This window comes from Flavobacterium artemisiae, assembly GCF_042678225.1.
GTDB classification, from domain to species: Bacteria; Bacteroidota; Bacteroidia; order Flavobacteriales; family Flavobacteriaceae; genus Flavobacterium; species Flavobacterium artemisiae.
Window position 1 is genome coordinate 763,687 of the sequence record NZ_JBHUDZ010000007.1, and the last position, 20,399, is coordinate 784,085.

At 33.1% G+C, this 20,399-nt stretch carries 21 protein-coding genes and 1 tRNA gene; 12 read left to right on the top strand and 10 right to left on the bottom strand.

Annotated elements, in window-relative coordinates; all coding sequences use genetic code 11:
- Positions 1 to 59: 59 nt before the first annotated feature.
- The 6 genes from ACFSC2_RS08575 to hisS all read right to left on the bottom strand — a co-directional run bounded on the left by ACFSC2_RS08575 (position 60) and on the right by hisS (position 6,417).
- The gene (locus ACFSC2_RS08575; protein WP_379816985.1) at positions 60 to 1,376 is read right to left on the bottom strand and encodes an ABC transporter permease; all 1,317 of its coding nucleotides are present in this window, start codon (positions 1,374 to 1,376) and stop codon (positions 60 to 62) included.
- A gap of 72 nt (positions 1,377 to 1,448) precedes the next feature.
- Positions 1,449 to 2,378: an ABC transporter ATP-binding protein gene (locus tag ACFSC2_RS08580; RefSeq protein ID WP_379816986.1), complete on the bottom strand. Its 930-nt coding sequence runs from the start codon at positions 2,376 to 2,378 to the stop codon at positions 1,449 to 1,451.
- 163 nt (positions 2,379 to 2,541) lie between these two features.
- Entirely contained in the window at positions 2,542 to 3,651 is a 1,110-nt protein-coding gene (dnaJ, locus tag ACFSC2_RS08585) for a molecular chaperone DnaJ (protein ID WP_379816987.1), read from the bottom strand.
- A 62-nt stretch (positions 3,652 to 3,713) separates the two neighbouring features.
- Positions 3,714 to 4,292 carry a nucleotide exchange factor GrpE gene (locus tag ACFSC2_RS08590; RefSeq protein WP_379816988.1) on the bottom strand — a complete coding sequence of 193 codons (579 nt, stop codon included), beginning with the start codon at positions 4,290 to 4,292 and terminating at the stop codon, positions 3,714 to 3,716.
- Positions 4,293 to 4,641: 349 nt separating this feature from the next.
- Positions 4,642 to 4,712 (bottom strand) — tRNA-Trp (locus ACFSC2_RS08595).
- A gap of 277 nt (positions 4,713 to 4,989) precedes the next feature.
- On the bottom strand, positions 4,990 to 6,417 hold the full coding sequence (hisS, locus tag ACFSC2_RS08600; protein WP_379816989.1) for a histidine--tRNA ligase: 1,428 nt from the start codon (positions 6,415 to 6,417) through the stop codon (positions 4,990 to 4,992).
- Between the two features lie 193 nt (positions 6,418 to 6,610).
- Here hisS and ACFSC2_RS08605 point away from each other — a divergent pair, with 193 nt between their 5' ends.
- Positions 6,611 to 7,855: an ABC transporter permease gene (locus ACFSC2_RS08605; RefSeq protein ID WP_379816990.1), complete on the top strand. Its 1,245-nt coding sequence runs from the start codon at positions 6,611 to 6,613 to the stop codon at positions 7,853 to 7,855.
- Positions 7,856 to 7,911: 56 nt separating this feature from the next.
- Here ACFSC2_RS08605 and prmC read toward each other — a convergent pair whose 3' ends face one another.
- A complete protein-coding gene (gene prmC / locus ACFSC2_RS08610) occupies positions 7,912 to 8,766 on the bottom strand; it encodes a peptide chain release factor N(5)-glutamine methyltransferase (RefSeq protein ID WP_379816991.1) in 855 nt (284 codons plus the stop codon).
- A gap of 81 nt (positions 8,767 to 8,847) precedes the next feature.
- On the bottom strand, positions 8,848 to 9,333 hold the full coding sequence (locus ACFSC2_RS08615) for a GNAT family N-acetyltransferase (RefSeq protein WP_379816992.1): 486 nt from the start codon (positions 9,331 to 9,333) through the stop codon (positions 8,848 to 8,850).
- 131 nt (positions 9,334 to 9,464) lie between these two features.
- Between ACFSC2_RS08615 and ribD the strand changes: the two genes are divergently transcribed.
- The 3 genes from ribD (at position 9,465) to ACFSC2_RS08630 (ending at position 11,927) form a co-directional block, all read left to right on the top strand.
- Entirely contained in the window at positions 9,465 to 10,514 is a 1,050-nt protein-coding gene (gene ribD, locus ACFSC2_RS08620) for a bifunctional diaminohydroxyphosphoribosylaminopyrimidine deaminase/5-amino-6-(5-phosphoribosylamino)uracil reductase RibD (RefSeq protein ID WP_379816993.1), read from the top strand.
- Positions 10,507 to 11,109 (top strand): HAD family hydrolase, encoded by a 603-nt coding sequence (locus ACFSC2_RS08625; protein ID WP_379816994.1) that lies wholly within the window; start codon positions 10,507 to 10,509, stop codon positions 11,107 to 11,109. Before ribD ends, ACFSC2_RS08625 begins: the two co-directional genes overlap by 8 nt.
- A 185-nt stretch (positions 11,110 to 11,294) precedes the next feature.
- The gene (locus ACFSC2_RS08630; protein ID WP_379816995.1) at positions 11,295 to 11,927 is read left to right on the top strand and encodes an IMPACT family protein; all 633 of its coding nucleotides are present in this window, start codon (positions 11,295 to 11,297) and stop codon (positions 11,925 to 11,927) included.
- 31 nt (positions 11,928 to 11,958) lie between these two features.
- On the opposite strand, the gene ACFSC2_RS08635 is transcribed toward ACFSC2_RS08630, so the two are convergent.
- The gene (locus ACFSC2_RS08635; RefSeq protein WP_379816996.1) at positions 11,959 to 12,363 is read right to left on the bottom strand and encodes an acyl-CoA thioesterase; all 405 of its coding nucleotides are present in this window, start codon (positions 12,361 to 12,363) and stop codon (positions 11,959 to 11,961) included.
- Positions 12,364 to 12,551: 188 nt separating this feature from the next.
- On the opposite strand from ACFSC2_RS08635, the gene dnaA reads away from it, so the two are divergent.
- The 6 genes from dnaA to ACFSC2_RS08665 all read left to right on the top strand — a co-directional run bounded on the left by dnaA (position 12,552) and on the right by ACFSC2_RS08665 (position 17,919).
- The gene (dnaA, locus tag ACFSC2_RS08640) at positions 12,552 to 13,979 is read left to right on the top strand and encodes a chromosomal replication initiator protein DnaA (protein WP_091492283.1); all 1,428 of its coding nucleotides are present in this window, start codon (positions 12,552 to 12,554) and stop codon (positions 13,977 to 13,979) included.
- A 9-nt stretch (positions 13,980 to 13,988) separates the two neighbouring features.
- Entirely contained in the window at positions 13,989 to 14,456 is a 468-nt protein-coding gene (locus ACFSC2_RS08645) for a low molecular weight protein-tyrosine-phosphatase (RefSeq protein WP_379816997.1), read from the top strand.
- A 59-nt stretch (positions 14,457 to 14,515) separates the two neighbouring features.
- Complete coding sequence (locus ACFSC2_RS08650) at positions 14,516 to 15,229, top strand: SAM-dependent methyltransferase (RefSeq protein ID WP_209575275.1); 714 nt, start codon at positions 14,516 to 14,518, stop codon at positions 15,227 to 15,229.
- 22 nt (positions 15,230 to 15,251) lie between these two features.
- A complete protein-coding gene (locus ACFSC2_RS08655) occupies positions 15,252 to 15,710 on the top strand; it encodes an energy transducer TonB (RefSeq protein ID WP_379816998.1) in 459 nt (152 codons plus the stop codon).
- A gap of 125 nt (positions 15,711 to 15,835) precedes the next feature.
- Positions 15,836 to 16,963: a methionine aminotransferase gene (locus tag ACFSC2_RS08660; protein WP_379816999.1), complete on the top strand. Its 1,128-nt coding sequence runs from the start codon at positions 15,836 to 15,838 to the stop codon at positions 16,961 to 16,963.
- Between the two features lie 74 nt (positions 16,964 to 17,037).
- Entirely contained in the window at positions 17,038 to 17,919 is an 882-nt protein-coding gene (locus tag ACFSC2_RS08665) for an SDR family oxidoreductase (protein WP_053474060.1), read from the top strand.
- A gap of 130 nt (positions 17,920 to 18,049) precedes the next feature.
- Here ACFSC2_RS08665 and ACFSC2_RS08670 read toward each other — a convergent pair whose 3' ends face one another.
- Complete coding sequence (locus tag ACFSC2_RS08670; RefSeq protein WP_379817000.1) at positions 18,050 to 18,886, bottom strand: fatty acid desaturase family protein; 837 nt, start codon at positions 18,884 to 18,886, stop codon at positions 18,050 to 18,052.
- A 413-nt stretch (positions 18,887 to 19,299) separates the two neighbouring features.
- Here ACFSC2_RS08670 and udk point away from each other — a divergent pair, with 413 nt between their 5' ends.
- Both udk and ACFSC2_RS08680 read left to right on the top strand, forming a co-directional pair.
- Entirely contained in the window at positions 19,300 to 19,908 is a 609-nt protein-coding gene (gene udk, locus ACFSC2_RS08675; RefSeq protein ID WP_379817002.1) for a uridine kinase, read from the top strand.
- A gap of 151 nt (positions 19,909 to 20,059) precedes the next feature.
- A complete protein-coding gene (locus ACFSC2_RS08680; RefSeq protein WP_379817003.1) occupies positions 20,060 to 20,392 on the top strand; it encodes an FtsB family cell division protein in 333 nt (110 codons plus the stop codon).
- Positions 20,393 to 20,399: the final 7 nt, after the last annotated feature.

The following is a 20,399-nucleotide window of genomic DNA, read 5'->3' on the forward strand; positions in this document are numbered from 1 at the left end:
TTTCCGAGAACTAAAAAAAACTTAGCATCTCAGTATCTTAGAATCTTAGTAGCTTTAAATTAATATTTAAGCCATTTATACAATTCTTTCCATGTTGGTTTTTTGCCATACATTAAGATACCTACTCGGTAAATTTTTGCGGCGAACCAGACAACAAGGAAAAACGTAGCAAACAATAATGATACCGAAATTGCAATTTGCCACCACGGCACTCCAAACGGAATACGCATTAACATCACAATCGGCGATGTTAACGGAATCATCGAGAATACAACAGCAACCGTTCCGTGTGGATCATTAACTACTGTAAAAAATCCGATGTAAACGCTTAAAATAAGCGGCATTATAATCGGTAATAAAAATTGCTGTGAATCGGTTTGATTGTCTACTGCAGCTCCAATTGCTGCGTAAAATGAACTATATAAAAAGTAACCGCCAATAAAATAAATTACAAAACCAATAATGATACTTGCAATTGGCAGATTCCATAATTCGGCAATATACATTTGTGCGGTTCCAGAAAGCTCGTGCTGCGCTGACTGCATTAATTCTGGAGAAATTCTAGCCGTTGGACCGACATTTACTCCGAAGAAAGCCGACGCCGCAAACATTAATCCTAGACCAATAATAGCCCAGATCATAAATTGTAAAATTCCTGCCAGAGAGGTTCCGACAATTTTTCCAATCATTAATTGAAATGGTTTTACAGACGAAATAATAATCTCGATAATACGGTTTGTTTTTTCTTCGATGACACTTCGCATTACCATATTTCCGTAAATGATAATAAACATCATAATCAAGTAACCAAAAGCGCCTCCGATTCCGATTTTAATTTCGTTTAAACCTTTTAAACTTTCTTCTCCCGAAGCTTTCGCTAAATGAATATTAACATCTGCCTGTGCTTTTTGGATTGCCAAAGTATCCAGTTTTGCTTTTTCTAAATTGATTTTCGTGATTTTTGAAGCAATAACATCCTGTGTATTTTCGATAAAAGAAATACTTGGACTATTGTTCGAAATAAATTCAATTTTAGATTCTAATTCTTTTTCTGAATTGGTTTTTGGAATTACCAGCAAACCGCTGAAATCCTCTTTAGCAATACTGTCCTTTAATGCAGAAACACTTATTTCAGATACATTCAGGTATTTATATTCTCCGCCTTTTTTATTTTCTTTTAAAAAATCGCTGGCAAATAAACCTGTTTCATCATGAATTGCAATTCGCTTGGTTTCGGCTTTCATTGAACTTAAATAGCCAATAAAAAATGCCACCGCCACAAACAGCAACGGACTTAAAAAAGTCATAACCACAAAAGATTTGTTACGAACCTTTGCGATAAACTCTCTTTTTATAATTAGTGAAATAATACTCATATATAAATTTTAGATTGTTGATTTTAGATTTATTGATTCTAGGTTTTCACTCTAAAATCTGAAATCTAAAATCTACACTTTATTTTCTGTTACAGTTTGAATAAAAATATCATTAATACTCGGGATTTTCTCTACGAAATGTGTTACCTGTCCGCGCTGTGTCAGGATATTCAACAATTCATTTGGAGCCGCATTTCCAATTTCGATATTCAATTTTAAATCGTCATTTAAAGATTTAAAGTTTGCCGGAGAAACGGTAAACTTTTGTGTAATGTCATACATCAAACCTTCTACATTGTTCGTCAAAATCCCAACTTCAAAACTGTTTGTTCGAAATTGTCTTTTAACATCGTTTACTTTTCCTTCGATTAATTTATTCGATTTATGAATTAAAGAAATATGATCACAAAGTTCTTCAACACTTTCCATTCTGTGCGTAGAGAAAATAATTGTAGAACCTTGTTCTTTTAAGGCTAAAATTTCATCTTTAATAACATTCGCATTTACGGGATCAAAACCAGAAAACGGTTCGTCAAGAATCAACAATTTTGGTTTATGAAGCACACAAACCACAAACTGAATTTTCTGCGCCATTCCTTTAGAAAGTTCCTGAATTTTTTTGTTCCACCAGCCTTGAATTCCTAAACAATCAAACCAATAATCCAGTTGTTTTTTGGCTTCGGTTTTAGAAAGTCCTTTCATTTGAGCCAAATACAAACACTGCTCTCCTACTTTCATTGTACTGTACAATCCACGCTCTTCTGGCAGATATCCAATAGTCTGCACATGTTTTGGCTGTAGTTTTTCTCCATCCAAAATCACTTCGCCACTATCGGGCATTGTAATTTGGTTGATAATTCTAATAAGGGAAGTTTTTCCAGCTCCATTTGGACCTAAAAGTCCATAAATGCTTCCTTTCGGCACATTTAATGAAACTTCGTTAAGCGCTACATAGTCACCGTATTTTTTTACGACTTTATGTACTTCGAGTAAGTTGCTCATGCTGTTTTCTAGATTTTCTGTGTCAAATTTGACCTTTGCTTTAAAGCGGATGTAAAAATAATTAATTCGACGCTATTCTAAGTACTAATAAGCAAAAAACCCATTCTAAAATTTACATTAGAATGGGTTTTTATTTATTTAAACACTTTTAAAAAAGTTTTAGTTATGAAAACATATCTTTTACTTTCTCAAAAAATGATTTTTCTGATTTCTCTGGACTTGGAACAAAGTGTTCGTCGTTTAAAGCATTTTCAAAGAATTGTTTTTGTTCTTTATTTAATGTTTTTGGAGTCCAAACGTTTACGTGCACTAATAAATCTCCGTTTCCGTAACCATTTAAACTTGGAATTCCTTTTCCTTTTAATCTTAAGATTTTTCCAGATTGAATTCCTTCTTCCAGTTTAATTCTCACTTTCCCGTTAATTGCTTCAATATCTTTAGAAACTCCTAAAACTGCTTCTGGGAAACTGATGTATAAATCGAAATGAACATTTTCTCCTTCACGTTTCAAGAATTCGTGTTCAATTTCTTCAATAGCAACAATTAAATCTCCAGGAATACTATTTCCTGGTGCATCGTTACCTTTGTTAGAGACTTTCAACTGCATTCCGTCAACAACTCCCGCAGGAATTTTGATTGAAACTGTTTCGTCTTCCTGAACCATTCCTTGAGCATCTGCCTCAGAAGGTCTTTTATCTAAAATCTGACCAGAACCGCCACAAGTTGGACAAGTTGATGCAGACTGCATTCTTCCCAAAATAGTATTGGTTACACGCATTACCTGCCCTTGACCGTTACATGTTGTACATGTTTTGTAGGTTACGCCTTTGGCCTGAACTTTACGTTTTACTTTTACTTTTTTCTCAACTCCATTTGCAATTTCTTCCAAAGTCAGTTTCACTTTGATTCGAAGATTGCTTCCTTTTGCACGACGTGGGCCACCGCCTCCGCCTCCGAAACCGCCAAATCCGCCTCCGAAAATGTCACCAAACTGGCTGAAAATATCATCCATATTCATACCGCCGTGACCACCGCCAAATCCGCCAGAACCATCAAAAGCCTGATGTCCGTATTGATCGTATTTCGCTTTCTTTTGCGGATCGCTCAAAACTTCATAAGCTTCTGCCGCTAATTTGAAGTTTTCTTCTGCCTCTTTGTCGCCTGGATTTTTATCAGGGTGATATTTTAGAGCACTTTTTCTGTACGCTTTTTTAATTTCGGCAGCATCAGCATTTTTTGAAATGCCAAGTATTTCGTAAAAATCTTTTTTCATAATTTAGGTTAAATTCCAAATTCTAAAATTCCAAAAATGCACTTGAAATTTTTATTTGCATTTTAGTTTCCAGTAACAACTTTAGGGTAACGAATAATTTTGTCTCCTAATTTGTATCCTTTTTCAATAACGTCAACGATTTTACCTTTTAATTTGTCAGAAGGTGCTGGGATTTGAGTAATTGCTTCAGCAAAATCAGCATTAAAATCGTCTCCCGCTTTTACTTCAACCTGCTCTAAACCTTTAGAAACTAATGTATTTCTTAGTTTTTCGTGAATTAACTCCACTCCTTTTTTAAGGTTTTCGTCATCAGATTTGTTGATTTCTACAGCTGCTCTGTCAAAATCATCTAAAACTGGAAGCATTGCCAATAAAACTTCTTGGTTTGCTGTTTTAAATAATTCAAGACGCTCTTTTGAAGTTCTTTTTTTGTAATTTTCAAATTCTGCAAATAATCTTAAAAACTTATCTTTTTCGTGAGCCAAGTCTTTAGCTAATTGCTCTTCAACACTTAATTCTTCAACAATTAATTGCTCTCCATTGGCGTTATTCTCTAACGTTACATCGTCTAATTCTTGATCGAATTCTGTATTTTCCGTAGTCATATTACTTTTATTTTTAAAAATATTTTTAAACTTCATTTTTTATTCTTTCTGTTGGATTGCAAAAGTACTGCCAAATCTTATAAAATGTCAAATTGTCACTTTCTTAAAAATGAGCAAATTAAAATTTATTTTTGACTATAAAAAATTTAGTATAATTTTAAGACTATTACGTTTTAGTTTCCTGTAAATTTGAAGTCAAAACAACAACTAAATTATTATCATCTAAATTGAATTTAAGGGTTAGCCTCAGGCTATAAAAATAATTATTAATTCAAATTTACCTTATATTAAAAAAAGCTTCGCCTAAAGAGACGAAGCTTTTTTTTATGCTTTATTTTATCGTACAATTACTAGAAAGCTTCTGATAAAAACTATTTTTTATTTGCACGGGCGGAGGGATTCGAACCCCCATCAACGGTTTTGGAGACCGCTATTCTACCCTTGAACTACGCCCGTAACTTTAAGAGGTCGCAAATTAAAAGCTTTTTTTCTTCTCCACCAAGTTATTTTACGCGGATTTGAATCGATTTAACTCAAGTGACTCTATATCTTTAGATTATAAAATCAAATTTATTCTACGAAAATCTTTATCAGACATAAAAACTATTTATTTCTGGAATTTCGATAATTATCCAGAATGGCAAAAAACAAATCTTTGTGTTCCCGCGGTTGAAACCGCGGGTTATATTTTTATTATCTGTAAATAAAACTTTGTAAACCTTTCGGTTAAAACCTAAGCCAGCAAAGCATTTTTCAACCCTTTAAAATCAACAGTTATTTGTTCACCTGAAACTAGATTTTTTAATGCATAAGAATTCGATGCAATTTCCTGATCGCCAACAATTACCGCAAACGGAATTAATCGTTTATCTGCATATTGAAATTGTTTTCCTAATTTAACATTGTCAGGATACAACTCCACTTTTATATTTTCTTTTCTTAGTTTCTGAATTGCCTGAGACGCGTACAAAGCTTCTTTGTCTCCGTAATTTAAAAACAAAGCTTTAGAAGTTGCTGCAACAGTTTCTGGAAACAATTGTAACTCTTCAAGAACTAAATAAATTCTATCTAAACCAAACGAAATTCCAACACCGCTCATATTTTTTAAACCAAAAATACCAGTCAAATCGTCGTATCTTCCGCCGCCGCCGATAGAACCCATTGCAACTGTTTTTGGCGCTGCAACTTCAAAAATAGCTCCAGTGTAGTAATTTAATCCACGCGCCAAAGTAACATCTAAATCTAATGTTGCAGTTGACAAACCTAAAGTTGCCACATTGTCACATATAAATTTAAGTTCTTCAACACCTTTCATTCCTTCTTCAGAAGAAGCTAACATGTTTGAAAGCTGTTCGATTTTATCTGCAAAAGTTCCAGAGAAACTAAAAAGTGGCTGCACTTTTATTAAAGCACTTTCGGCAATCCCTTTTTCAATCATTTCTTTTTTAACGCCATCTTCACCGATTTTATCCAGTTTGTCTAACGCAACAGTAAAATCGATTAATTTGTCAGACGCACCGATAACTTCTGCAATTCCAGATAAAATTTTACGATTGTTGATTTTAATCGTTACACCTTCTAAACCTAAAGAAGTAAAAACAGTATCATATAGCTGCACCAACTCTACTTCCTGCCATAATGACTTTGAACCGACAACATCGGCGTCACACTGAAAAAACTCTCTAAAACGCCCTTTCTGCGGATTATCTGCTCTCCAAACTGGCTGGATTTGATATCTTTTAAACGGAAATTCAATTTCGCTTTGGTGTTGCACCACATAACGTGCAAACGGAACTGTCAAATCGTAACGTAATGCTTTTTCAGAAATTTTCCCTGTGAATTTATTCAGTTCGATTCTTTGTTCCAGAGTGATTTTTTCAGCAGAATTTAACTGCAATTCTTCTAATGATTCTGGCAGTTCGATTTTACTTTTATTGTAGAAAAAATTACCTGAATTTAGAATTTTAAAAATCAAACGATCCCCTTCTTCTCCATATTTCCCCATCAAAGTATCTGAGTTTTCAAAAGAAGGCGTTTCGATTGGCTGAAAACCAAATTTCTCAAAATTAGCTTTTATTGTCTGAATAATATATTGACGTTTTGACACCTCTGCTGGTGAAAAATCTCTTGTCCCTTTTGGTATACTTGGTTTTGAAGCCATCTTTTTTATTTTAGATTTTGGATTTTAGATTTCAGATTTTGTTGGAATCTTAAATTCTAAAAACGCTTTGACATTACTTATTTGATTTTTTGCGAATACTAAATCGCCTGCAAATATCTTACTTTTTAAAATAAATATTAACTCTTCGAAAACAAACTTGTAACAAAAAACGTATTTTCGTGACAAATTGGTCATGATGCTAAAATTATTTAAAGAAAATATCCGAATTGCTTTTGGTTCTATTAAAACCCAATTGCTGCGTACTATTCTTACCGTTTTAATTATTGCCATCGGGATTACGGCTTTGGTCGGAATCTTAACCGTAGTTTCGGCTCTTGACAATACCATTTCTAATGATTTTGCTTCTATGGGAGCAAATACTTTCAATATCAATCAATACGAAAATAAAGTTCGAAACCGTGGTGGAAATGAGCGCGAAGTGGTCAATCCGATTATTTCTTATCCAGAAGCTGTTGCTTTCAAAACAAAATATAAATATCCTTTTACAGAAACGTCTCTTTCTTTTACTGCAACTTCTACAGCAGAAGTGAAATATTTGGGAGAAAAAACAGACCCTGAAATTAAAGTTGTTGGTGTTGATGAACATTTTATTACCAACTCTGGATTAGAAACCAGTTTAGGAAGAAGTTTTAACCAATTTGATATCGAAAACAATACGTATTCCTGCGTGGTTGGTTCTGATTTTGAAAAAGGACTTTTGAAAGATGTAAATCCGATCGATAAAATCATTTCTATTCGAGGCGCAAGATTTAAAGTAATCGGAGTTTTAAAAGAAAAAGGTTCCACATTTGGAAACAGTCAGGATTTACGAGTTCTGATTCCGATTCAGGTTGCGCGATCATTATTTACGGCGCCAAACATTAATTATACGATTAGTGTCATGGTTTCTAAAAAAGAAGTTTTAGACGAAGCAATTGATAATGCGACAAGTACTATGAGAAGAGTTCGCAAATTAAGTCCCGTTCGTGATAATAATTTTGGAGTGGTTCGAAGCGATGACTTAATCAATCGTATTCTCAGCATAACGCAATATTTAAGTTTGGCAGCCTGGACTATTTCTGTTATTACGATTTTAGGCTCTTCTATTGCCTTAATGAATATTATGGTTGTTTCAGTTACAGAACGTACGCGCGAAATTGGCGTTCGTAAAGCATTAGGTGCAAAAAGATCAACTGTAGCTTTTCAGTTTTTTATAGAAACTTTATTGATTGGCCAGATTGGCGGTTTGGTCGGAATCGTTTTAGGAATTCTTCTTGGCTTTGCAATCGCAACCGCTATGAGTTTTGCATTTGTAATTCCGTGGATGGCAATTTTCGCCGCTTTCGCAACGAGTTTCTGCGTTGCTTTGGTTTCAGGTTTATATCCTGCAATTAAAGCTTCTAAATTAGATCCTATTGAAGCTTTGCGCTACGAATAAAAGTGATCAGGTATTTAGTATTCAGTTTGAAGAGAGCTGATTATTAAAAACTCGCGCTAAATTTTACAAGAAATCATACGATCATTATCGTAAATATCTTTGCGAAGTTCAATTTCTTTGAAGCCCATTTTTTCTAACAAATCAACCGTTTCTTTTCCAAGATATTGATTAATTTCAAAATAAATTCTTCCATTATCACTCAAATTTTTGCGTGCTAAAGAAGCTATTTGTCGATAGAAAATCAATGCATCATCATCTTCTACGAAAAGTGCCAAATGCGGTTCGTAATCCAAAACATTTTTCCTGATTTCTTGTTTTTCCAAATTACGAATGTAAGGCGGATTGGAAACTATAATATCGTAATCTGATTTAAGCATTTCTAATTCTAAGACATTCTTAAGCATAAAAACAACTTCAACATTATTGTTGATTGCATTTTTTTTGGCTGTTTCAAGTGCTTTTTTAGAAACATCAATAGCATAAACGGTGGCGTTAGGCAGATTTTTTGCGAGAGAGACAGCAATACAGCCACTTCCTGTTCCGATATCCAGAATTTTTATTTTTTTAGATTTAGGAGCGCTGGAATTTTCATTAATAATCCATTCAACCAATTCTTCTGTTTCCGGCCTTGGAATTAAAACATTATCATTCACTTCAAAATCCAATCCATAAAAATGGGTTTTCCCTAATAGATATTGAATGGGAACTTCTTTTTTTAATTGTTTCAACAAAGCGTCCCACATTACAAAATCGTCATCGGTAAAAACCAATTCATGATTTAATGCTAAGTCAATCTGCCTTAATTTATGTTTTTCCTCAAGTATTAAATAAAAAAAACTTTCAGCTTCATACGCATCGTAAAAAGGTGCTAATTCTTTAATAAACTGAGTACGATATTGTTTAATTTTCATTTTATTTTTGAATATAAATTCATCAGCCAAGACTGATCTTTCTCACAATAAGTCTTGTACTTTACTATTTGTTACAACAAATTACAAAACTTTCAACATCCAAACTGGGCAAGAATTATGCCCCGTGCTGCCTAATGGCGCATCTAAATACTCAAAACCAGATCGTTGATACAATTTTTGAGCGGCATGCATAAACGGCATAGTTTCGATATAACACTTTTCAAAACCAAATTCCCTCGCCTGATTCAAACATTTCTCCATCATTTGAGCACCAATTCCTAAACCGCGAGTTTCTGGCAGAAAATACATTTTCTGTAATTCGCAAATCTTTGGATCTCCATTTTCCAAAGACGCAATTCCGGCACAACCCACAACTTTCCCTTCTTTTTCTACAACAAAATATCTCGATTTTGGCTTTTTATATTCTTCATACATCAAATCTAAGTACGGATCTGCGTATGCAGTTCCCACTTTAGGAATTTCCATTTCATCAAAAACCGACCTTATCAAACTTGCAACCGCCTGATTATCTTCTTTTTTAATTGCTCTGATAAGCCAATTTACCATTTTTTTTGTTCTAAATCATTATCAATACAAAAGTAAAAATAGTTTTTGATCCTAATTATAACTATTAGGATTGTTTCACAACTTAACCGCCAACATTAGACAAAAACTTCAAAAATAATTACTTTTGCATTGTGAATATACATGAGAAATATATCAAACGCTGTATACAGCTTGCTCAAAACGGACTGGGAACAACGTATCCAAATCCGATGGTTGGCAGTGTAATAGTTTATGACAACCAAATTATTGGCGAAGGCTGGCATAAAAAAGCCGGGGAGCCACATGCAGAAGTAAATGCGGTAAATTCTGTGAAAGATAAATCATTGCTAAAAAAAGCAACAATTTATGTGAGTTTAGAACCTTGCAGTCATTTTGGAAAAACACCTCCTTGCTGCGATTTAATTATTGCTAATAAAATTCCGAATGTGATTGTTGGAACTGTCGATCCTAATGAAAAAGTGGCAGGAAGAGGCATCAAAAAATTAATTGAAGCCGGCACAAATGTTACGGTTGGAATTTTAGAAGACGAATGCAACGAATTGAATAAACGTTTTTTTACTTTTCATCAAAAAAGACGTCCTTATATTATTTTAAAATGGGCAGAAAGCCAAGATGGATTTTTGGCTCCTGAAAAAATAGAAAATCAAGATAGAAAACCAATTTGGATCACCAATGCATATTCTCGACAATTAGTTCATAAATGGAGAACTGAAGAACAGGCAATTTTGGCTGGAACGAATACTGTTATTGATGATAACCCAAAATTAAACGCAAGAGATTGGTACGGCAATAATCCTGCGAGAATTGTTTTGGATCGAAATAATCGAATTAATAAAGACAGTTTTATTTTTGATGACTCTGTAAAAACTTTTATTTTCTCTAATGAAAAAATAAATTCATCCACAGAAAATACGCAGTTTGAAGCAATTGATTTTAGCCAAAATATAGTCCCGCAGATTTTAGAAATTTTATATCAAAATCAAATTCAATCAGTCATTATTGAAGGCGGAAGACAAACTTTACAATCTTTTATCGATGAAAATCTTTGGGATGAAGCTCGGATTTTTGTTGGAAAAACAAGTTTTGAATCTGGAACAAAGGCTCCAATTCTTTCAAGAAAAAACAGCACAAAAACCAATATAGTAACTGACGAATTAATACAAATTAGAAATTATGATTGATAGTATAATTTTTGACTTTGGTGATATATTTATTAATCTAGACAAACAGGGGACCATTTCTGGGTTGCAAAATTTAGGCATGAAAGAATGGAATGCCGATTTTGATCAATTGAATCTTTCGTTTGAAGTTGGCGCCATTTCTCCGGAAGATTTTATTGGAGGTTTTCAAAAACAACTTCCAAATGCTTCTAAAGAAGAAATTCTAAAAGCCTGGAATGCCGTTTTGGCCGATTTTCCTTTTTATCGTTTGGAGTTTCTTCAAGAACTATCAAAAAAATATCGTCTGTTTTTATTGAGTAATACTGATTCTATTCATATCAATACTTTTGAAACTAAAAGCGGGGTTTCTTTTTATCAGGATTTTTATAACTGTTTTGAAAAAGTATATTTTTCATTTGATATGGGATTGAGAAAACCAGATCCTAAAATTTATCAATATCTAATTGATAAACACAATTTAGTTCCTGAAAACACTTTGTTTGTTGATGATAAAAAAGAAAATACAGACAGCGCTGCCACTTTAGGAATTAAGGTTTGGAATCTTCAAGTGGGGAAAGAAGATGTTGTAGATTTATTTAGCAAAGGATTATTGTAAAAAATATTTTAGCCACAGATTATACTGATTAAAAGGATTAAAAAGTATGTCGCCACGAATTACACAAATTTCCACTAATTGAACTGGTTTAAAAAAACTAAAATTCGCGGAAATTTGTGTAATTCGTGGCAAAAAAATCTTTTAAATCCATTAAATCTGTGGCAAAAAAATTAAAAGCTTAACATTTGGAAATCAACGATACTTATCAAACTATTGCAAGTGCATCTGAAGAAATATTGTTTAAAGAAAAAGGCAGTAAATTCTTTGGCTACGCTTTTCCGATAGATCATGAAGACGAGGTAAAACCTAAAATTGAAGATCTTAAGAAACAGCATCCACATGCCGTACATTATTGTTATGCCTATCAATTAGGCGTCGGGAATAAAATGTCGTACAGAGCCAATGACGACGGTGAACCAAGCAATACGGCCGGCGCGCCAATTTACGGCCAGATACAATCTTTTGGATTAACTAACGTTGTTGTTGTAGTTGTTCGAATTTTTGGCGGTGTTAAATTAGGAGTCGGCGGATTAATTGCCGCATACAGAACCACTGCTCAAATGACTTTGGAAGTTTGTGAAATCGTAGAAAAGACAATTGACGAAACTTTTTTAATCTCTTTTGATTACAAAAACATGAACAAAGTAATGCGTGTGATAAAAGAAAAGAAGTTAGAAATTGTTTCTCAAGAAATGGAAATGGATGAAATTACAGGACAGCCAATTGGCAAAATTGTGACAAAAACACGTAAAAAAAATGCCGAATCTATATTCAGCATTTTTGATTTAATGTTCGAAATCGATATTAAAATTATATAAAACGTTGCAAAAAATGCATTCGATTTAACAATTATTCTAGCGTTTTAAATATATCCAAAATGTATTCTGGAGGAGCCGTTGGACGACCTGTTTTTAACGCTACAAATACCAAAATAAACGATGCAGTTGTTAATAACTCATTTGATTCGTTAAAGATTGCACAGTCAAATTCGATCTTGACAGAAGAGTGGCTTTTGAAAGTGGTATGAATTGTTAAAAGTTCATCATATCTCGCCGATTTTTTGTAATTTATATTCATGTTAACAATCGGAAGCCCGATTCCGCTCTCTTCCATACTTTTATACGAAACCCCTTTATTTCTAAGCCATTCCACGCGTCCAATCTCAAAATAAGGCACATAATTTCCGTGATAAACAACTCCCATTTGGTCGGTTTCTGAGTAACGAACTCGTACTTGAGTCTGGTGATTTTTCATTGATAAAATATTAAAAAAATTCGAATTTAAAAAGCCTCTTTACAACTTTTTTTTTATAAAATTAGATAGCAAAATATTTTTTTTTACAGAAATTTGTTCACATATTTGTTATCCCGAAATACGGAATAAAATTGCTCCCTTTTTATTAGGAGAATCTTTATCAATAATATACAAACTTATTTGAATCTATGACTAAAACTGCTCAATCGGTATGGGAAAACTGTTTGTCCTTTATAAAGGATAATATTCAAGATCAAGCGTACAAAACTTGGTTTGAACCAATCAAATCAGTTGAGCTAACCGATAACGCATTATATATTCAAGTACCAAGTAAATTTTTCTACGAATGGCTCGAAGAGCATTACGTAAAATTATTGAAAGTTGCGCTTACCAAAGAACTGGGAAAAAACGCAAAGTTACTGTATAAAATTAAAATGGAAAACACTTATGGGAACAAACAGCCGTTTACCGAGCAGCTGCCAAGTTCTAATAGAGTGCCAATGAAACCGCAAGAGGTTGATGCTCCGTTTAAAAACTTAAATCCCGAACTTAAAAATCCGTTTGTAATTCCTGGAATTAGAAATTTAAAAATTGAGTCTCAGTTAAATCCAAACTACAGTTTTGATAATTTTCTTGAAGGAGATTCTAACCGTTTGGCTCGTTCTGCGGGTATGGCCGTTGCCAACAAACCTGGAGGAACTTCTTTTAATCCGTTATTAATTTTTGGTGGAGTTGGTTTAGGAAAAACGCACTTAGCGCATGCTATCGGTGTAGAAGTAAAAGACAAATATCCAGAAAAGACCGTTTTATATATTTCTGCTGAGATTTTCACACAACAATATATCGATTCTGTTAAAAAGAATAATCGCAATGATTTTATTCACTTTTATCAGTTAATCGACGTTTTAATTATTGATGACGTTCAGTTTTTATCTGGAAAATCTGGAACTCAGGACGTATTCTTCCATATTTTCAACTATTTACACCAAAACGGAAAACAAGTAATTCTTACTTCGGACAAAGCGCCTGTTGACATGCAGGATATCGAACAAAGATTATTGTCTCGTTTTAAATGGGGACTATCTGCAGAATTACATCAGCCTGATTACGAAACACGTATCTCAATCTTAAAAAACATTTTATATCGTGATGGTGTAGAAATGCCTGAAGATATTTTAGAATATGTTGCAAGAAACATTAAATCTAACGTAAGAGAACTTGAAGGTGCTATTATTTCGTTAATCGCTCAGTCTTCTTTCAACAAAAAAGAAGTTACAATTGAGTTGGCAAAAAGCGTTGTAGAGAAATTTGTTAAAAATGTAAAGAGAGAAATCTCTATCGATTATATCCAGAAAATTGTTTCTGATTATTTCCAATTGGATATTGAAACCCTGCAATCTAAAACTCGAAAGAGGCATGTGGTGCAGGCGAGACAATTGGCCATGTTTTTTGCTAAGAAATTCACCAAAGCATCTTTAGCAAACATTGGTTCACAAATTGGAGACCGCGATCACGCAACTGTTCTTCACGCTTGTAAAACAGTCGATAATTTAGTTTCTACAGACAAACAATTCAAAAAATTTGTCGAAGATATCAACAAAAAACTAACGCTGTAAACGCGAATCATGCCAATAAAAATTTTAATGGTTTGTTTAGGGAATATCTGTAGATCTCCCCTAGCCGAAGGAATTTTAGCTTCAAAATTACCCGAAGACAAATTCTTTGTAGATTCTGCTGGAACAGGTTCTTGGCACGTTGGTCATTGTCCTGATAAACGCTCGATTGAAGTGGCCAGAAAAAACGGAATCAATATCAGTGCTCAAAAAGGCAGACAAATTAAAACTTCTGATTTTGATGAATTTGATTATATCTATGTAATGGATAGTTCAAATTTTCGCGATGTCGCTCAATTAGCCAAAACTCCAGAGCATAAAAATAAAATTCGCATGATCTTGAACGACTTATTTCCAGATGAAAATGTCGATGTTCCAGATCCTTATTACGGTGCCGTAAATGGTTTTGACAATGTTTATCAGATGCTGGACGAAGTAACCGATCTAATTGCAGATCAACTTATTAAAAAACACTCCTAATACAATTCAATTGTTTCTAAAAAGAGATAATTGAATTTTTTAATTTAAAACAAATACACATGAAACTTCTCGGAAAATTATATCTTATTCCAACCACAATGGGCGAAAGCGATCCGATGGATGTTTTACCGCAAACGGTAAGAAGAACGATAGAAGTTATTGACCATTATATTGTTGAAAATGATAAAACGGCTAGAAAATCTATAAAAGCAGTTTATCCTGAGAAAAAACAATCTGAATTAGTACTTTTTACTTTAAACAAAAGAACAGAAACCAGCGAACATTTAGATTTTATAAAACCTTTATTGGAAGGGAAAAATATGGGACTAATGAGCGAAGCTGGCTGTCCGGGCGTTGCGGATCCTGGTGCGGTAATTGTAAAATTGGCGCATGAAAAAGGAATTCAGGTTGTACCTTTAGTTGGTCCTTCTTCTATCCTATTGGCAATGATGGCTTCTGGAATGAATGGTCAGAGTTTTACTTTCAACGGTTATCTGCCAATTGATAAAGATGAGAAAAAATCGGCAATTCGTCATTTTGAGAAATTATCTCAGGACAAAAACCAGTCTCAGTTATTTATAGAAACGCCATACAGAAACAATAAATTGATTGAAGATCTTTTGCAGATTTTAAATCCGTCAACACATTTATGTATTGCAACAGATATTACTTTACCAACAGAATTCATTAAAACGATGAAAGTTTCGGATTGGAAAAAGTTGAAAATTGATATTGATAAACGTCCTACGATTTTTATTATTCATAAAATGTAAACTAGCTATGAAATCATCATCCATGAAAAAATTTTTACTGCTAATTTTAATTTGTTCGGCACAAAATATATTTTCTCAAGCTAGAAATTCAAAAACAAAAAAAATTGAAGTTGTTAAGAGTGATCCCGTTGATCGGCCACGTATAATAGACACAACAATTTCTGAAGAAGATAAAGTTCATAATACTTCCGCAGTAGAAGTGATGCCTCAATTTCCTGGAGGAATCAATGAGTTTTATAAATTTATTGCTCAAAATTATATTATTCCAAAAGAAAAACCCACCGTTGCAACAGGGAAAATCTATGCAAGTTTTGTCATTGAAAAGAATGGCTTAATAAATGATGTGAAAATATTAAAAGATTTAGGCTACGGAACTGGAAATGAACTGATACGTGTTTTAAAATTATCTCCCAAATGGGAGCCTGGAAAAGTCCGCGACAAAGAAGTTAGGGTTCAATACACAATCCCAATAACAATATAGAAACTTAAAACATAATTTATCATTATTACGCTTTAGTAATTCCCCGTAATGAAAAAGCTTTTAATTCTATTTTTTATCTGCTTTGCACAGTAATTATTCAAAAGTTTTCCTAATCAAACTTCATTATGAGTAAACTCCCAAACGTAACCACAAGTATATTTACAGTAATGTCAAAAATGGCAGCTGAATATAATGCAATAAATCTTTCTCAGGGATTTCCAAATTTTCCTGTTGATGAAAGACTGACGGATATTTTAGCACGTTTATCTAAAGAAAACGTACATCAATATACACCAATGGCAGGCTATCCGCCATTAATGAATAAAATTGCGAGACTGACTTTTGATTCATACAAAAGAATCATAAATCCAGAATTGGAACTTTTAGTTACTGCCGGCGCGACGCAGGGAATTTTTACAACGATCTTAGCTTTAGTAAAAGAAAAAGACGAAGTTATCATCCTTGATCCGAGTTACGATTCTTATGAATCTCCTGTTTTATTATGCAATGCAAAACCAGTTCGTGTAGCTCTAAATGATGATTATACGCCAAATTGGGACAGAATCGAAAAAGCTTGCTCTGCGAAAACCAAGCTAATGATAATTAATAATCCGCATAATCCGACGGGGAAAATTTTAACTGAAAATGATTTTATTCAGTTAAAAAATCTGTTGGAAAAATATCCGGACATCACTATTTTGTCTGATGAAGTTTATGAATACATCACTTTTGAAGAAAAACATATTTCTGCTCATACCAAAGACTTTCTTTTAGATCGTTGTGTGATGGTTTCTTCTTTCGGAAAATCTTTCCATATCACAGGCTGGAAAATTGGCTATACGATTGCTCCAGAGCATTTAATGAAAGAAATCAAAAAGGTTCATCAGTTTTTGGTTTTCAGTGTTAATAGCATTTCACAATTTGCGATCAACGAATATTTAGATATTGTTGATGTAAATTTACTTGGGAAATTCTATCAAGAAAAACGAGATTATTTCCAGAAACTGCTTCAAAACAGCCGTTTTGAATTGAAACCATGTGAAGGAACTTATTTTCAAGTCGCTTCTTACGCTACTATTTCAAACGAAGATGATGTGACTTTCTGCAAAAATCTAATCATCGATCATGGCGTTGCTGCGATTCCGATTTCGACTTTTTATTCCGATCATAAAGACCAAAAATTAATTCGTTTTTGCTTCGCTAAAGACGACTTTACATTAGAATCTGCATCAGAAAAATTATGTCAAATATAATTTTTTGTAAATTTTATAACATTATTATGCATGCATCCTATTTTATTTAACTAATATTGTAAAAAAAGAAAAGTATGAGCTATACAGATAAAATGTTACGTGATGATGCTCTAAAAGGCAAAGTCATTGTTGTTACAGGAGGCGGAAGCGGTTTAGGAAAAGCTATGACCAAATATTTTCTCGAATTAGGAGCTCAAGTAGCGATCACTTCTCGAGATTTAGAAAAGCTTAAAACAACTGCTGCAGAGCTTGAAAGCGAAACTGGTGGGAAATGTTTACCACTTCAATGCGATGTTCGTCATTACGAAGAAGTTGAAAACATGCTTCAGGAAACTTTAAAAGTTTTTGGTAAAGTGGATGTTCTTTTAAATAATGCTGCGGGAAATTTTATTTCGCCAACAGAACGTTTATCCGCAAATGCATTTGATACTGTTATAGATATTGTACTTAAAGGTTCTAAAAACTGTACACTGGCTTTTGGAAAACACTGGATCGACACCAAACAAACATCGGCAACGATTTTAAATATTGTTACAACTTATGCTTGGACTGGTTCTGCTTACGTAGTTCCTAGTGCGACGGCAAAAGCTGGGGTTTTAGCCATGACAAGAAGTTTGGCTGTCGAATGGGCAAAATACGGAATTCGCTCGAATGCCATTGCGCCAGGACCATTCCCTACAAAAGGAGCTTGGGACCGATTATTGCCAGGTGATCTTTCAGAAAAATTCGACATGGCAAAAAAAGTACCTTTAAAAAGAGTTGGAGATCATCAGGAGTTAGCCAACTTAGCTGCTTATTTAGTCTCTGATTTTTCTGCTTATGTAAATGGAGATGTAATCACAATTGACGGTGGCGAATGGTTAAAAGGCGCTGGACAATTCAATTTATTAGAAGCAATTCCAGAAGAACTTTGGGATCAGCTTGAAATGATGATAAAAGCAAAAAAGAATAAATAATTACAAGTGTGCTTACTAAATTCAGAATATATTTTTTAAATCTATACTGATTGCACGAAATCCCGATAGCTTTGCTATCGGGATTTTTTTTATATAAAATATAACTTTAAAGATTTAAGTGAAAGAGTTTTTATTTGGCTTTGTAAAAAGTAAATGTTTTATCAAATAAAATACCTCTTAAGGTTTTTATAGGATTTGAATTCTTTTTCCTTTTCATTAAACCGATTTTTAGAGTTAACCAGGATAAGCTTGGGTGATTATGATGTACATCGTGATTACCTATACCAAACCCCATAGGAAACCAATATGTGTTTGTCTGCTGTTCCAGAGAAGTCCCCATATGCTCACACCAGCTTCTTATCACAGAGATAATATTTAAAGCCAAAAGAGTGAACAAAACAAAATAAAACGGGGGATTGATAATAATAAACCAAATTATACTAAGGCAGATAGAAAGCACAAAATACAACTTATTTATTTTTAATACATTGGCCACTTTTTGAGTATTTCCTTTCTTATTGAAATCAAAAATGAGATATGAGGTGTATAACGCTGGAATTGATTCTAAAAAAATATATAAATACCTGTGCTTTTCGTATAATTTTTTTAGCGAAGGAGAAGCGGTCGGATCAAAATCTGTATTTGTATATCCGTGATGTATTAAATGATATTTTCTGTAATGCTCGCCATAAAAAGGTAAAAACAACAAAGCAGCGGATACGTTCATAATAAGACGATCGTACTTCGTTCTCGTAATCGCTTTGTGCGAGCCGTCATGTACCACAATTATTAAAAAAGAATGAGCGCAAAAACTTGCCGGAATAAATGTCCAATAATAGCCTTGCTTAAAAAAATGCATACAAAAACCAATACAAGCGAGTAACAACAAAGCACAAAAAATCGTTGCAAATGGTATTAAAAAATAATTTTTTCTAAGTTTTTTTTCAATTGAAATTTCTTTTATCAATTGCTTTTTGTTCCTCATATTCTTCTTATTATATTATTAAATGATCTAATTATCATTTTATTTATTGCTTTCGATGGAAAGAAACAGAACAACAAAACTAAATGCTCGATAAGTCAAAACCTACCTTATAAAGTTGTAAAAACAATACAATAAGACATTTTAAAAATATAATGCTAAAATGTTTTTTTAAATAATTGCAAGCTTGTACTAAATTTTAAATATTATATTTTTCATAAAATAAAAATGAACATTTTAACCATATAAGTGATATTAGTTCAGTCAACTATTGTTTTACTTAAAAATATTCCTGCTTAAATTAAGTTACATTACTTATATGGTTTAAAAAATATAATATGTTTAGCAAATCACTTAAATTATTATTTTTGCCGAAACAAACATCAAACAAAAATTTTATGCTCATTATAGGAATTGCAGGAGGAACAGGAAGTGGAAAAACAACAGTAGTACACCAAATTATGAATGAATTACCGCATACAGAAGTAGGCGTTATTTCTCAGGATTCGTACTATAAAGAAACCACTAATTTATCTTTTGACGAAAGAGCATTAATTAATTTTGATCATCCTCGTGCAATTGATTTTGATCTATTAGTAAATCATCTTAAAGCTTTAAAAGCTGGAGAAACAATCGATCAGCCGGTTTACTCTTTTGTACAGCACAATAGAACAGACGATACGGTTTCGACACATCCGAGAAAAGTAATGATTGTTGAAGGAATTTTAATTCTTACGAATCCAGAATTACGTGATATGTTTGACATTAAAATATTCGTTCATGCAGATTCTGACGAAAGATTAATTCGCCGTTTAAAAAGAGATATTTCAGAACGCGGACGCGATATCGACGAAGTTTTAAACCGTTACCAAAGCACTTTAAAGCCTATGCATGAGCAATTTATTGAACCAAGCAAAGCTTTTGCAGACATCATTATCCCGAACGACAAATACAATACGGTTGCAATTGATGTAGTTCGTGCCGTAATTAATCAGAGAATTTTATAATTTTTATTGTAAATTTAGTCCATAAAAAAGGAGCTGATTTATACAATCTATTTCATTCTTTTGTATCTTGTTAAAAACGAGATACAAAAGGATTTTCATTAGTTGGGGATAGAAACACTAAATCAATTAAAAAGAAATATTCGTTTAAGAAATGAAACTAAAAAATCCATACAAAGACAAAAAATGGTTTAAATACCTGGGCAACAAATACGTTTGGGTTTTGCTGTTTTTTGTGGTTTGGATGTTGTTTCTAGACAATTATTCCTATTTTGACCATCGCTTTTTAGATGGGCAAATCAATGAACTTCATGATAATAAAAAGTATTATCAGGAAGAAATAAGAAAGGATCAGGAGCAGATCAAACTGCTCAAAAATCCAGAACAAATTGAAAAATATGCACGCGAAAAGTATTTTATGAAAAAAGACAGCGAAGATATTTACATTATACAATTTGAAGGAGATACTATTCAAGAAAAAGAATAATCAAAAA